Annotated in this window: 15 protein-coding genes; 8 read left to right on the forward strand and 7 right to left on the reverse strand. The window is 52.7% G+C overall.

What is annotated here, in order from left to right; translation table 11 throughout:
* Positions 1–56: 56 nt before the first annotated feature.
* Both ACYVC2_RS30625 and ACYVC2_RS30630 read left to right on the forward strand, forming a co-directional pair.
* Positions 57–1,340, forward strand: coding sequence for a serine hydrolase domain-containing protein (locus tag ACYVC2_RS30625; protein ID WP_461109203.1), 1,284 nt, complete (start codon positions 57–59; stop codon positions 1,338–1,340).
* A 53-nt stretch (positions 1,341–1,393) separates the two neighbouring features.
* Positions 1,394–2,035: a cysteine hydrolase family protein gene (locus ACYVC2_RS30630; RefSeq protein WP_461109205.1), complete on the forward strand. Its 642-nt coding sequence runs from the start codon at positions 1,394–1,396 to the stop codon at positions 2,033–2,035.
* Between the two features lie 105 nt (positions 2,036–2,140).
* Here the strand turns inward: ACYVC2_RS30630 and ACYVC2_RS30635 are convergent, their stop codons facing one another.
* The 3 genes from ACYVC2_RS30635 to accC are packed head-to-tail and all read right to left on the reverse strand — an operon-like array spanning position 2,141 to position 4,092.
* Positions 2,141–2,290: a type II toxin-antitoxin system HicA family toxin gene (locus ACYVC2_RS30635; RefSeq protein WP_461109207.1), complete on the reverse strand. Its 150-nt coding sequence runs from the start codon at positions 2,288–2,290 to the stop codon at positions 2,141–2,143.
* Between the two features lie 53 nt (positions 2,291–2,343).
* Positions 2,344–2,577 carry a type II toxin-antitoxin system HicB family antitoxin gene (locus tag ACYVC2_RS30640; protein WP_461109209.1) on the reverse strand — a complete coding sequence of 78 codons (234 nt, stop codon included), beginning with the start codon at positions 2,575–2,577 and terminating at the stop codon, positions 2,344–2,346.
* Between the two features lie 18 nt (positions 2,578–2,595).
* Positions 2,596–4,092, reverse strand: a complete 1,497-nt coding sequence (gene accC / locus ACYVC2_RS30645) for an acetyl-CoA carboxylase biotin carboxylase subunit (RefSeq protein ID WP_461109211.1) — start codon at positions 4,090–4,092, stop codon at positions 2,596–2,598.
* 282 nt (positions 4,093–4,374) lie between these two features.
* Here accC and ACYVC2_RS30650 point away from each other — a divergent pair, with 282 nt between their 5' ends.
* Both ACYVC2_RS30650 and ACYVC2_RS30655 read left to right on the forward strand, forming a co-directional pair.
* Positions 4,375–5,679, forward strand: coding sequence for an aminotransferase class I/II-fold pyridoxal phosphate-dependent enzyme (locus tag ACYVC2_RS30650; RefSeq protein ID WP_461109213.1), 1,305 nt, complete (start codon positions 4,375–4,377; stop codon positions 5,677–5,679).
* Positions 5,680–5,824: 145 nt separating this feature from the next.
* On the forward strand, positions 5,825–6,007 hold the full coding sequence (locus ACYVC2_RS30655) for a histone H1 (protein WP_461109215.1): 183 nt from the start codon (positions 5,825–5,827) through the stop codon (positions 6,005–6,007).
* 99 nt (positions 6,008–6,106) lie between these two features.
* On the opposite strand, the gene ACYVC2_RS30660 is transcribed toward ACYVC2_RS30655, so the two are convergent.
* Positions 6,107–6,520: a MaoC family dehydratase gene (locus ACYVC2_RS30660; protein WP_461109216.1), complete on the reverse strand. Its 414-nt coding sequence runs from the start codon at positions 6,518–6,520 to the stop codon at positions 6,107–6,109.
* A gap of 141 nt (positions 6,521–6,661) precedes the next feature.
* On the opposite strand from ACYVC2_RS30660, the gene ACYVC2_RS30665 reads away from it, so the two are divergent.
* The gene (locus tag ACYVC2_RS30665; protein ID WP_461109218.1) at positions 6,662–7,915 is read left to right on the forward strand and encodes an acyltransferase family protein; all 1,254 of its coding nucleotides are present in this window, start codon (positions 6,662–6,664) and stop codon (positions 7,913–7,915) included.
* 59 nt (positions 7,916–7,974) lie between these two features.
* On the opposite strand, the gene ACYVC2_RS30670 is transcribed toward ACYVC2_RS30665, so the two are convergent.
* Positions 7,975–8,406, reverse strand: a complete 432-nt coding sequence (locus ACYVC2_RS30670; RefSeq protein WP_461109220.1) for a YybH family protein — start codon at positions 8,404–8,406, stop codon at positions 7,975–7,977.
* 119 nt (positions 8,407–8,525) lie between these two features.
* On the opposite strand from ACYVC2_RS30670, the gene fabG reads away from it, so the two are divergent.
* The 3 genes from fabG (at position 8,526) to ACYVC2_RS30685 (ending at position 10,994) form a co-directional block, all read left to right on the forward strand.
* Positions 8,526–9,263: a 3-oxoacyl-ACP reductase FabG gene (fabG, locus tag ACYVC2_RS30675; protein ID WP_461109222.1), complete on the forward strand. Its 738-nt coding sequence runs from the start codon at positions 8,526–8,528 to the stop codon at positions 9,261–9,263.
* 210 nt (positions 9,264–9,473) lie between these two features.
* Positions 9,474–10,352, forward strand: coding sequence for a diacylglycerol/lipid kinase family protein (locus ACYVC2_RS30680; RefSeq protein WP_461109224.1), 879 nt, complete (start codon positions 9,474–9,476; stop codon positions 10,350–10,352).
* 48 nt (positions 10,353–10,400) lie between these two features.
* On the forward strand, positions 10,401–10,994 hold the full coding sequence (locus ACYVC2_RS30685) for a DUF4230 domain-containing protein (RefSeq protein WP_461109226.1): 594 nt from the start codon (positions 10,401–10,403) through the stop codon (positions 10,992–10,994).
* Between the two features lie 11 nt (positions 10,995–11,005).
* On the opposite strand, the gene ACYVC2_RS30690 is transcribed toward ACYVC2_RS30685, so the two are convergent.
* Both ACYVC2_RS30690 and ACYVC2_RS30695 read right to left on the reverse strand, forming a co-directional pair.
* Positions 11,006–11,422: a hypothetical protein gene (locus tag ACYVC2_RS30690; RefSeq protein ID WP_461109228.1), complete on the reverse strand. Its 417-nt coding sequence runs from the start codon at positions 11,420–11,422 to the stop codon at positions 11,006–11,008.
* A 56-nt stretch (positions 11,423–11,478) separates the two neighbouring features.
* Complete coding sequence (locus ACYVC2_RS30695) at positions 11,479–12,717, reverse strand: sulfite oxidase (protein ID WP_461109230.1); 1,239 nt, start codon at positions 12,715–12,717, stop codon at positions 11,479–11,481.
* Positions 12,718–12,810 lie beyond the last annotated feature (93 nt).

Below are 12,810 nucleotides of genomic sequence, written 5' to 3' on the forward strand. Positions count from 1 at the left end.
CTCTGCTCACCGTACCTAAAATCAGTATATTGCCAAACCTAAATCCCTAAACCTCGATGCGCTTCGTTGCCTTCTTCCTGCTTCTCACGTCTACCGTATTCGCCCAGTCGCTCCCCCAAACGTTTACCACCGCCAAATCGCCCGCTGATGCCGGTTTTTCGGCCGATCGGTTGAAGCGTCTGGATACCTGGCTGCAAGGTTTGATCGATCAGGACCTGGCACCCAACGCGGTTACGTTCGTTGCCCACCGGGGGAGGATTGTGCACTATAAAGCATTCGGTTATAGCAATTTGCAGAAGAAAACTCCCTTGAAGCGGGATGATCTGTACCGCATTGCCTCGCAGTCGAAAGCGATCACAACGGTCGCGCTGATGACGTTGTTTGAGGAAGAGAAATTTCTGCTCGATGAGCCGATTGCCAAATACATTCCGGCGTTCAGGCATCCAAAAGTGCTGGTGAAATACGATAAAAAAGACCCGGCACACGGCACGTACGAAACCCGTCCGGCGAAGCATGAAATAACAATCCGGCAGTTGCTAAGCCATAATGCGGGAATTCCCTATGAGCATCCGCTCGACCAGCGTCCCGAATTCAAAATCCCATTTTACAATTCGACCGCTCCCGACAAGCTCGAAGACGTCATCAACAAACTCGCTACCCGACCGCTTCTGCGCGACCCCGGCACCGACTCCACTGGCGCGGGTTTTACTTACGGGCTGAGCATCGACGTCATTGGCCGGCTTGTTGAAATTCTTTCGGGAAAGCCTTTCGACGTCGCTATGCGCGAGCGCGTGCTGGAACCACTTGGCATGACCGACACGTATTTCTATCTGCCCGATACCAAAGCCAGCCGACTGGTTGAGCTGTACAGCAAACCAAGCCTGGATAAACCGCTGACGCTGCATACTAACGAAGCGTATCGGAACTCCGCCGTATCGGGTGCGAAGACGTATTTCTCGGGCGGTGCCGGCCTGATCAGTTCAGTGGAAGATTATGCGAAGTTCTGCCAGATGCTACTCAACGGCGGTACGTTCAACAATAAGCGCATTCTGGGCCGGAAAACCGTCGAACTGATGCTCCGGAATCAGATAGGCGCTGCAGAAGTCTGGGATCGGAACGATAAGTTTGGACTAGGGTTTCAGCTCATCACCGAAAATTCGCACTACGGGGATCAGGCTTCGCCGGGTTCGTACACCTGGGGCGGCATGTACTGCTCCGAATTTACGGTCGATCCGAAAGAAGAGTTAATCCTGATCATTTTCACGAACGTGCAGCCCTACGCTTATTACAGCGATTTCGTAAAGAAATTCCGGATTGCGGTCTATCAGGCGTTGGAGTAAACGGTAGTGTTCGGGCGCTTTTGATGCCAATGTATCAATAAAACAGAATCGCTATGAATCCGCAGAAAACCGCCGTTGTTCTCATTGAGTATCAGAACGATTTCACCTCGCCGGGAGGTAGTTTACACGATGCTGTGAAGGGCGTCATGGCCTCGACGAATATGCTGGCGAACACACTTGACCTGGTTGCCAAAGCCCGCGAAGCCGGAGCCGTGATCATTCATTCGCCGATTAGTTTTCAGGAAGGGTATGTCGAGATCACGAAGCATCCCTATGGTATTCTGAAAGGCGTCGTCGACAGTCAGTCGTTCCGGAAAGGCTCGTGGGGCGTCGATATCATCGATTCACTGACCCCACAGCCCGGCGATATTGTACTGGAAGGAAAGCGTGGTTTGGATGCTTTCGCCAGTACGAATCTGGACTTTATTCTGCGCAGCAAAGGAATCGAAACCATTGCCCTGGGCGGCTTTCTGACCAACTGCTGTGTCGAATCGACGATGCGCTCGGGTTACGAAAAAGGCTTTGACGTAATTACGCTGACAGACTGCACGGCCACGCTCAGTGAAGAAGAACAGACGTTCGCCTGCGCCAAAAACTTCCCGATGTTTTCCAAACCCATGACCCACGACCAGTTTCTGGACGAACTGACCGGCGAAACGGTTCAGGAAGTAGAAACGCGCGGGTATTCGGCCTGACAGGTCAGTGTTTGTAGTGAAAGAGGCTGTGCCACGGTTTAGAACCGTGGCACAGCCTCTATATAGATCAAATTCTGCAGCAAGACTATATTCGTAAGAAACTTGCTACAACTCACTTTCGTCAATACCTGCTGTTTTTAGTAACGCCCTCAGCAACCCTATTTTGAGCGGCTGATTCCCGTGTACAGGTACAGATAATCGTTCAGATCGGCCCTGCATGACGAAAATATGATGGCTGCCATTAATTCGTTTCAATTCTCATCCTCGTTGCTCCAGTAAGCGACACAGGGCTTTACCTGATACTTGCTTCATACAGCGATTTCCATAATCCGCGCATCTGCATCTAATGTTGGTTCATCAATATCCACAGATAAACACCCCTCTACAGCTTCGTGTAAATTTGTGAGCAATTCATCAAGCGTCTCACCCTGAGTCATACATCCGGGAATAGCAGGAACTTCTGCCCAGTACCCCCCTTCTTCGGCATTATGGACTATTACTTTCAAATTCATAGTATACTCTATAAAAATGGTCTTTATCAAAGATACATAGTTTAACACTTACCCCACCCTATTCTCTTTCCACTTACTTCGCTGTGCCGCAGACTGACTACTGACACCGTTCGTTTTGGGCTTATTGTTCTCCAGCAGATAAGCCGCCAGCACAGCCGCCAGTCCGGTTTCGGTAGCGTCGGGTGCTGGAATTAATTTGTCGGGGGTGAAGTAGTGGCTCACAAAGCCCGTGTCGAACTGACCGGACCGGAAGGCGTCGTGCTCCATCACGAACCGGCAGAACGGCAGAGTCGTCTGTACACCCGAAATCTGGTACTCGTCGATGGCGCGGATCATTTTCTGGATAGCTTCCTCGCGGCTGTCGCCGTAGGTAATGAGCTTGGCAATCATCGGGTCGTAATAAATCGGAATGGCCATGCCCTGCTCGAAACCGTCATCGACCCGAACCCCGTTTCCCTGCGGCCTGACATAGGTATCGAGCGTACCGACATCGGGCAGGAAGTTGTTGGCGGGATCTTCGGCATATACCCGCACTTCAACCGCATGACCTTTAATTTCCAGCTCTTCCTGTTTGATGGTTAGCGGCTTTCCTTCGGCGATGTAAATCATCTGCTTCACCAGATCGACCCCCGTAATCTGCTCTGTAACCGGATGCTCGACCTGAAGCCGGGTGTTCATTTCGAGAAAATAGAAATCGAGATTGTCGTTCACGATAAACTCGACCGTACCGGCTCCGTAATACCCACAGGCGCGGGCAACGTCGACAGCCGCCCTGCCCATAGCCTCGCGAATTTCAGGCGTCAGGATAGCCGACGGTGCTTCTTCTACGACCTTCTGGTGACGGCGCTGTATGGAGCACTCCCGCTCGAACAGGTGAATGATGTTGCCGTGCTGATCGCCTAATACCTGGATCTCGACATGCCGGGGCGAAGTCACGTATTTTTCGATGAATACCGATCCGTCGCCAAAAGCCGACTGGGCTTCGCTGACGGCCCGGTCCATCTGCTCATCGAAATCGGCCTCCCTATCGACCACCCGCATGCCTTTTCCGCCCCCGCCTGCGCTAGCTTTGATCAGAATCGGATAACCGATCTGTGCCGAAATGGCTTTGGCTTCGGTCCGATCCGTAATAGCTGAAGGAGTTCCCGGCACCATCGGGATGTTGTAGTTGGCCACAGCTGCTTTGGCCGCCAGCTTACTGCCCATCACCTCGATACTCTCGGGCGACGGCCCGACAAAGATTAAACCGGCATCGCGGACCAGCCGGGCAAAATTGGCATTCTCTGACAAAAATCCGTAGCCAGGGTGAATAGCGTCGACGTTCAGTTGCTTACAAACGTCGATGATGACATCGGCCCGTAAATACGACTCCGATGAGGGAGCCGGACCGACGCAAACAGCTTCATCGGCGTAGCGGACGTGCAGTGCATTCCGGTCGGCTTCCGAATAAATGGCTACGGTCTGAATGTCCATTTCGCGGGCGGTCCGCATGATGCGCAGGGCAATCTCGCCCCGGTTGGCAACGAGTAATTTTTTAATATTCATGGGTAGGCTTGCGGGTCGTTGATCGGCATTAGGGGATCATTCTGTGGTCATTGCTTGTCATTCATAGTCATTGGTTGCTGCTGGGTCTATGACAACTACCTAATGACTGATAATGACAATCAATGACTACAAACATCAATTATGATCAATAATACGATTTTGTTACAAAACGATTATCGAATTGAATTTTCCAATATCAATTTGCGCTACCAAAACTTAACCGTATTTTTGCACTTACCGTATAAAAAAACAGGGCTTTTGCCTGATAAACACCAATAAAAAGTGGATTTATTTGAGAAACTGCGTAATAACCTGGGGCCGATCGGTTCACCAGCACGGGAGTTCAATGGTCACCACTACTTCGCATTCCCCAAACTCGAAGGTGAACTAGGGCCCCATATGCGCTTTCGGGGCAAAGAAGTGCTGAACTGGAGCCTGAACAATTACCTGGGTTTAGCAAACCATCCTGAAATCCGGAAAGCCGATGCTGAAGCCTCGGCGCAATGGGGGCTGGCCTATCCGATGGGCGCCCGAATGATGTCGGGAAACAGCGACCTTCACGAACAGTTCGAAAAGGAGCTGGCTCAGTTTGTCGGTAAAGAAGACGCTTTCCTGCTCAATTATGGTTATCAGGGGGTTATGTCGGCCATCGAGGCTGTCGTCGACCACCGCGACGTCATCGTATACGATGCCGAGTGCCATGCCTGCCTGATCGACGGCATCCGGCTGCACAAAGCTAAAATGGGAGAATACTACAAATTCAACCATAACGACATGGACAGCCTGGAGAAGAATCTCCAGCGCGCTACCAAGAAAGCGGCCGAAAAAGGTGGCAGTATCCTGGTGATTACCGAAGGCGTATTTGGCATGTCGGGCAAAGTTGGTAGCCTGGACAAGGTCGTGGCGCTGAAAGAGAAATATGAATTCCGCTTGCTGGTCGACGACGCACACGGTTTCGGCACGATGGGCGCTACGGGCGCGGGGGTTGGCGAAGCACTGGGGTGCCAGGAGGGCATCGATCTGTATTTCTCGACGTTCGCTAAGTCGATGGCGGCCATTGGTGCATTCATTGCCGCCGATCACGACATCATTATGTACCTTAAGTACAACATGCGGTCGCAGACCTACGCCAAAGCCTTACCGATGCCGTATGTCGTCGGTGGTCTGAAGCGACTGGATATGATTCGCAACTCGTCGGAATTCCGCGACAAACTCTGGGAAAATGTACGGGCGCTGCAAAGCGGTCTGCGCGAGCGTGGTTTCGACATTGGCGATACGCAATCGCCGGTAACACCGGTTTTCCTGCACGATCTGGAAGGGGGGGTAGCCGAGGTGGCCGCGCTAACCAAAGACCTGCGCGAAAATATGGGCGTGTTCTGCTCCATCGTCGTTTACCCGGTCGTTCCGAAAGGCACCATCATGCTCCGTATTATCCCTACAGCCGCTCATTCGCTGGACGATGTGGAATATACACTGAATGCCTTTTCCCAAATGGGTGAACGCCTTAAACTGGGCGCTTACCGGCAATATGTGCCCCCAGTTGACCAGAAAACGCTGGAAGTATCGGCCGAAGCAGCCACTGAATAGGGTTTTAGCCAAAAAATTGCATTTTTTAGCTATTTTTTTGGCTTAGCTATTGCGCTGTATGAGAGAATGACTAAATTTCAGCCGGAAACCGCGTTTTTAGCGGAATTTGGGCATTTTTCACACACTTAAACCCATACGCATCGCTATGGCACGCTTCGATGAAGTAAAGAATCTGGTTATGTCGCTGGAAGGCGATTTCGAGAAATTCTACGAGAAAAATAACCAGGCTGCCGGTACTCGCGTCCGGAAAGGAATGCAGGATTTGAAAACGCTGGCACAGGAAATCCGCTCGGAAGTTCAAAACACTAAAAACACCGCCAGCAAGTAAGTCAGCCTATCTGACCGAACCTATAAAACTCCCTCACGCAGGCCGGTCCTGATGAGGGAGTTTTATTTTTGTCTATGTAGAGCCGCAATCCGTTGGGCTCTACGACGCGATTTTTTCCCGATGCATCAGCGTGGCAATGCCGCGGGTTGTCACCTTACCCGTCTGCGTATCCCGAATTTCACCCAGAATCTGAGCGGTATGTTTAGCGGCATCGATAGACTGGACCGTAAACGTCGCTTCGTAGTCGGTATCGACAAACATCGGTCGCAGAAATTCCAGGGTTTGGCCTAGATAAACCGAGCCATAACCCGGAAACTCCGTACCAAGCACCTTCGTAAACACGCTGGCACCCAGCATACCATGAATAATCGGACGCTTAAAGGGCGTCTGTGCCGCAAAGTCCGCGTCGAGATGGAGCGGATTATTATCGCCGGTTACGCGGGCAAAATCGGCTACGTCGGCCTGCGAAAACCGAAACGTGTAGCGGTGAACCGCTCCTGGTCCAAATTCCATAGGGTCAATAAATAATGGATAATGAGTCCGGACAAAGTTCGCTACATAATTTGATTCTTCACGGTTCATTATACATTGCACTTCCTTCATTAACCATTATTTATTGAACATTATTCATTGCCCCGTACCTTCGTGCTACGTATGCTGAAAAAACTGTTTTCGCTCGACTCCGGAGCAACCAGGCGCGTATTCGGGCTAGATGTGATGCGGGCGCTGGCCATTCTGATCGTGGTCGATGCCCATGCCACCATTGCGCTGGAGAAATACTACAGTGGGGCCTTCTGGCATCACCTGCTGCCCGACGGCGTCGAGTTATTCTTTGTGCTAAGTGGCTTTCTGATCGGTGGAATTCTGATTCGGTCTTACGAAAAAAAAGGACGTTTCGACCGCGAACTGTTGCTTAATTTCTGGACGCGCCGGTGGTTCCGGACCCTGCCCAACTATTACCTGGTGCTGGTCGGGCTCATTCTTTTCGCGGTGTTGCGAGCCTGGCGAAGTGGTCTGACTCCGGTCCTGCCCGATGGTGGTACGCTGGCCAGCTATTTCGTTTTCCTGCAGAACTTCGCCAGCTACGTTCCCGATTTCTTTCCCGAAACCTGGAGTCTGGCCATCGAAGAGTGGTCTTACATTACCCTGCCTCTTATTTTATGGGTTATGCACAGCCTGCTGTCGGCCCGGTGGTCGCGCCAGCGGATTGTGCTGGCCACAATTCTAACGGTGATCATCGGTACGAATTTATACCGGCTGGTTCTGGCCATGCAGATACCTATTTCCGAAGGAGAGCTTGGCTTCCGGGGCATCGTCATGACCCGGCTGGATGCCATTTCGTATGGCGTACTGGGCGCCTATTTCCGGCATTACTTTCCTGCTTTCTGGACAAACGTAGCATTACGTCGCCGGCTGGGGCTTCTAGGGCTCGTGCTGACCGTACTGATTGCTTTGTCTGCCTCTATTTTCATCTTGCGTTTTTACGTCGATCTGGGCATCCTGTCCGGTTATATCTTTTATAAGCGTACGGTTTATTTTCTGGCAATTGGCTTAAGCATGGCGCTCCTGCTACCTTATATGGATGGCTGGCGAAGCGCTTCCGGCCTGTGGGCTCGTTTCGGCATTGCCCGCGCCATTACCCACATCAGCCTGATTTCGTATTCGATGTATCTGCTGAATTTGACGCCGATCATGATGAATTTCGTCGGCCGAATTCCCACGACTTCGCTTACCGTCGGCTGGCTCAAGGTCGGACTATTCTGGCTCCTGGTACTTGTTCTGTCGACGCTTTTGTTCAAATTCTTCGAGAAGCCCGTTACCGAACTTCGCGAACGCCTGTCCGCCAAGGAGCCGACGCAGTTGCAGGAGCAGAGAGCAGAAGGGGTAGGGCAAAGGGCTGAGGGGTAAGGGGCTGAGGATTATACGGTTTCTCCGGCCCCTTACCCCTCAGCCCTTTGCCCTACCCCCTAACTCGAATGATCGCTGATGATGACCCAGCGTTTCTTGATCTTACGCCATAATAGCGTGAAATGTCCGGTTGCGTCACCCATCTTGGGGCGGGTCAGGTGAAAGCGGCCAATTACGTAGGCTATGCCCGGTGCTGGCAGATCCAGTTCGAGAATATCGAATTTAAGCGTCCCCATCGACTCACGGCTGGGATAGCGCTTTCTGTAGTTCGCCAGCGTCGCCTGATAGCCGTACGTAACCCCTGCTTTTCCTACGAACGTAAGCGAATCGGATTCCCAGTAGCCATTCATAAACTTATCGACGCGACCGGCATTCCAGTCTTCGGTCTGCCGTTTCAGGATTTGCAGAATAGCCCGACGATCCTGAGCCGGTTGGCTTAGCGCAGGATAGGCAAACAACGCGAACAGGATAAGTGCAGAAAGTTGTTTCATGCAGGCAGTTTTTGGTACGATGAACAAACGATTGTGGGAACAAATTAGCTTCCCGACAGGTATTTTACCGTTATTGACCCCCGATTGTTTCTGAACAGGTTCGATTCTACCGCAAAGCCATGAGACTACAGGATAAAGTTGCCATCATTACCGGCGCAGCCCGGGGTATTGGGCAGGGAGCCGCTGCCGTCTTTTGCCACGAAGGTGCCACCGTCATTATCTGGGATGTGCTGGATGAAGGCGAAACGAGTGCGCAAGCCCTGCGCGCTCAGGGGTTTCGCTGCGAGTTTATGCACGTGAGCACCACCGATCCGGTGGCTATCGAAGCGGCTGCCCGCGATGTGTATGACCGCTATGGCCGAATCGATATCCTGATCAACAATGCCGGTATCACCCGCGACAAAACCCTGCTGAAAATGTCGTTCGAAGAGTGGCAGCAAGTCATCGACGTCAACCTGACGGGGGTTTTCAACTGCACAAAAATTGTGGCCCCCTACATGGCCGAGCAACGTTACGGCCGGATTATCTGCACCTCGTCCATCAACGGTGTGCATGGCGCATTCGGTCAAACCAATTACGCAGCTGCCAAAGCGGGTATCATCGGCATGGTTCGCTCATGGGCGAAAGAACTGGGCCCAAAAGGCATTACGGCCAATGCGGTAGCCCCTGGCTTCATTCAAACGGCGATGACCGATGCCATGCCCGAAGAAGTTCGGAATCAGGCAGTTGCCAGTATTCCTGTACGCCGGATCGGTAAACCCGAAGACATCGCCTATGCCTACCTGTTTCTGGCGTCCGATGAAGCTTCGTTCGTCAATGGACATGTTCTGGCGGTCAATGGTGGCCAGGCGTTGTAAAGGGCCGGATCGATGATGCCGGGTTCTTCAGCCCAGCGTTACGACCGATTCCAGCAAACACCGCTTATCTTTACGTAGGCATCACCGTAACGATACATGAAAAAGATTCGGAAATTTTACGACGATTACAAGCCATACATTTTTTCGGATGGTTGGTACTACGTCTTTATCGTGATTTTTATCCTTGTGTTATTTATTTTCTTCTCGTAAGTGGCTACTCGTTCGGCTGTTTTAGCCATTGTCAATCCGCTATCCGGCACTACGTCGGCTGAGCAAAAAAAAGCGCTCCAGGATTCGTTTATGCGGCAGGCCGACGCGCTTGGTTACGCGCCCGATGTGATCCAGACTACGCACCCTGGCCACGCCACCGAACTGGCCACAGCCGCGGTAGCGCAGGGTGTTACCCGTATTCTGACCATCGGGGGAGACGGTACCATCAACGAAACAGCCCAGGCCCTCCGGCGAACTGCTACAGCGCTGGGTATCGTGCCGATCGGATCGGGAAACGGGCTGGCGCGACACCTGGGTATTCCACTGAACCCGATGAAAGCCATCGAACGGGCGTTAACTGGTCGTCCGGTCGTGATCGACAGTGGCGAAATCAACGAGCACCCATTTTTCTGCACGGCCGGTATGGGTTTTGAAGCCTACGTAGCGCATGAATTCGCTCGCCAGCCCATTCGGGGGTTATCTACGTATGTGCGCACGGCTTTCCGGGCTTTCTGGGCGTATAAACCCCAGCGCTTTCAGTTCGATGGCCAGGAAAAAGAGTTGTTTTCGATGACGTTTGCCAACGCCGGACAATTTGGGAATAACGCCTGGATGGCTCCCACCGCCAACATTGCCGACGGCCGCCTGGAACAGTGCGAAATCCGGCCGTTTCCGGCGCAGGCCGCTGGGTTGCTGACATGGCGACTGTTCAACAAAACCCTGAACCAATCGGCTTATTGGCGCGGTCATTCCATTACGAAAGCGCAGGTAACAGCCGAGGGGCCTCTGCTGATTCACGCCGACGGCGAACCGCTGACCCTGCCGACCGGCCGGGCCGAGGTGCGTATTCTGCCCGGAAGTTTATTGGTATTGCTCTGATTTTCGTTAATCAATCAGGAAAAGCTGCTTTCCCGCTAACAACAAACCATGTTCCGACTCCTTAACGCGCTGATCCGTCTGTTCATTCTGGCAGTCATTGTTGTAGGGCTAATCGCCGTCTGGGAGCAGATTCGGGGCGTCAGTGTGCTGAGTCGGTTTCGCCGGGGCGATTCGACCACGCAGAGCATCGTTCTGAAAGAAGTAACGGCGCTGGGAAAACTGGAACTGGTCAAATACAGGTTTAAAGACATTGTCGAGCACGAACAGGTCAATACGTTTCTGCCCAACGCCAATGCAGTACTGATTGTCGAAGGCGAAGCCACCGGCTGCCTCGACCTGACGCAGATTTCGGCCATGGACATTACCACCACCAACGATTCGGTTATCGTACAATGCCCGAAACCTGAGCTCTGCGGCTGGAAAATCAACCATGAGCGTTCGCGGGTGTACGATACACATTTTTCATTCCTGAATGAATCCCAACTGGTAAGCGACGCCTACAGGCGGGCCGAACAACAGGTTCGCCAATCGGCTTTGAACAGCGGAATTCTGGAGCAGACCCGTCAGAACGCCGATCGAATGCTGCGCCCGCTGCTGGAACGTATTTCAGGTAAAAAAGTCAGAATCACGTTCCGGAGCTAGGTGGCCTAAACTCAATTCAGCTTATACCACTGGGGCTTCTTCAACGGTGCCCGGCGGAAAGGCTCGTTGAGCGAGGCCGTCTGCGGCCCGTAGTGCTTTTCGAGGTAATCCAGCACGACCTTTTCCGAGTCGCCCAGATCCCAGAGTTTGTGGTACTTCTGCATCCACCGAATCCGGTCCAGCCAGCCCGCCCGCGTGAAGCGGTGCTGCAAAATAAGTTTGGAGGAATGACAGGCGGTGCACTGAGCTTTCACCATCGTCAGGTTCGGATCGTTGGCCAAACCCGTTTCCGGATCGACCTTTACGGTATCGGTCATCGCCACCGGCGACGTTGAAGCGGTTACGGGCTGGCCCACCGAGAGGCTGCGGAAACTAACCATGCTGATAACCCCTGCTCCGATCAGAAAAATGGCAAGCGCTGTTTTCATTCCGTTGGTTTGATTCGTATTGACCTTACTTATCGTTAAGCGTAACGCACGACTCGCTACACAATCGCTTTTACGGCAATCCGGTGGCAGGCATTGTTGAGGTAACCGCCCGGATTCCACTGCGGAATCACCACCGGTTGCATAACGCCAGTGCTGTCGGTAGCGCGCACCCACACCTCGTAATAGCCCGGTTGCGGAAATGCAATGCTGGCCGACCAGTGTTGCCAGGCGAGCCGGTTTTTTGGCCGTTCCAGCTTTGCTTTTTGCCAGCTGGCTCCGTAATCGATCGATGTATGTACGTCGGCCACTTCCCGGTCGCCGGCCCAGGCATGTCCCCGCAACGCCAGCCCTTTCTTCACATCGAACATGGCGCCTGTTTTGGGGAAGGTAATGAGAGATTTTACGGGCATCGATTCAATGATCCGGAAGTTTTCGGGAGTTTCTGCGATTTTCTCGCCGGGCTCCACGGGCCGGATCGGCATTCTATAGCTGTGCCCTTCCATCTTCGCACCATCGTGCACGATGTTACGCACCGCAATCGTGTGCAACCACTTTCCGGATACCGACGCCGGCCAGCCACCGATCACCAGCCGAAGCGGATAGCCGTGCGCCAGCGGAATATCCTGCCCGTTGACCGCCCAGGCAATCAGCGTCTCGTCTTCAAGCGCTTTTTTCATGGGCACTCCGCGCGAAATGGCCACCTTGGTCGGGTCCTGGCTCAGGTGCGGATCTTTGCTATAATACCCAATATAAACAGCATCGTCTTTTAAGCCCACATCGGCCAGAATGTCTTTTAGCCGAACACCGGTCCATTGGGCACAGCTAACGGCGCCCTGATCCCAGGGGTTTCCCGTCGTCTGCGGCTCGAAGCCCGCCCGCCCGTTGCCCCCGCACTCGAGCACTAATTGGTAGGTGTAGGGTTTGAATCGTTTTTTCAACTCAGCCAGTGTATACGTCTTACTGCTCTTTACCGACTCTCCGTTGATAGTTAAGGTCCACTTTGTCAGATCGGCAGGGGCAGTCGGAATCAGGCCATTGTTGCGGATAAACATTTTATCGACGGGCGTAACGGCATCATCCAGCAAATGAATTGGCGACTCCACGTTCCAGGGCTTATCGCCCAGCACTTTCATCTCAGGACTTTTTCCTTTCAGTGGATCGTAGTCGAACGCCAGAGGAATATAATGCGGAGGCATCTTATCAGCGAAAACAATATCCGCACCCACCAGAGCCGTCAGGGCCGTTAACGCACTTTTTTGAAGAAATCCCCGTCGATTATGCATCTGATTTTGCATACATTCGCTTTTATATTGTATAATTCAGAAATTTGGTAACACCGCCCCAGCGGATTATTTCATACAAAAGGAAAAGGTGTACTGCCAACAAAG

Source organism: Spirosoma koreense (assembly GCF_054777875.1).

Coding starts and splice junctions, on each gene's coding strand:
- ACYVC2_RS30625 (WP_461109203.1), top strand. CDS start 57: ATGCGCTTCGTTGCCTTCTTCCTGCTTCTCACGTCTACCGTATTCGCC.
- ACYVC2_RS30630 (WP_461109205.1), top strand. CDS start 1,394: ATGAATCCGCAGAAAACCGCCGTTGTTCTCATTGAGTATCAGAACGAT.
- accC (WP_461109211.1), bottom strand. CDS start 4,092: ATGAATATTAAAAAATTACTCGTTGCCAACCGGGGCGAGATTGCCCTG.
- ACYVC2_RS30655 (WP_461109215.1), top strand. CDS start 5,825: ATGGCACGCTTCGATGAAGTAAAGAATCTGGTTATGTCGCTGGAAGGC.
- ACYVC2_RS30660 (WP_461109216.1), bottom strand. CDS start 6,520: ATGGAATTTGGACCAGGAGCGGTTCACCGCTACACGTTTCGGTTTTCG.
- ACYVC2_RS30665 (WP_461109218.1), top strand. CDS start 6,662: ATGCTGAAAAAACTGTTTTCGCTCGACTCCGGAGCAACCAGGCGCGTA.
- ACYVC2_RS30670 (WP_461109220.1), bottom strand. CDS start 8,406: ATGAAACAACTTTCTGCACTTATCCTGTTCGCGTTGTTTGCCTATCCT.
- fabG (WP_461109222.1), top strand. CDS start 8,526: ATGAGACTACAGGATAAAGTTGCCATCATTACCGGCGCAGCCCGGGGT.
- ACYVC2_RS30685 (WP_461109226.1), top strand. CDS start 10,401: ATGTTCCGACTCCTTAACGCGCTGATCCGTCTGTTCATTCTGGCAGTC.
- ACYVC2_RS30690 (WP_461109228.1), bottom strand. CDS start 11,422: ATGAAAACAGCGCTTGCCATTTTTCTGATCGGAGCAGGGGTTATCAGC.
- ACYVC2_RS30695 (WP_461109230.1), bottom strand. CDS start 12,717: ATGCAAAATCAGATGCATAATCGACGGGGATTTCTTCAAAAAAGTGCG.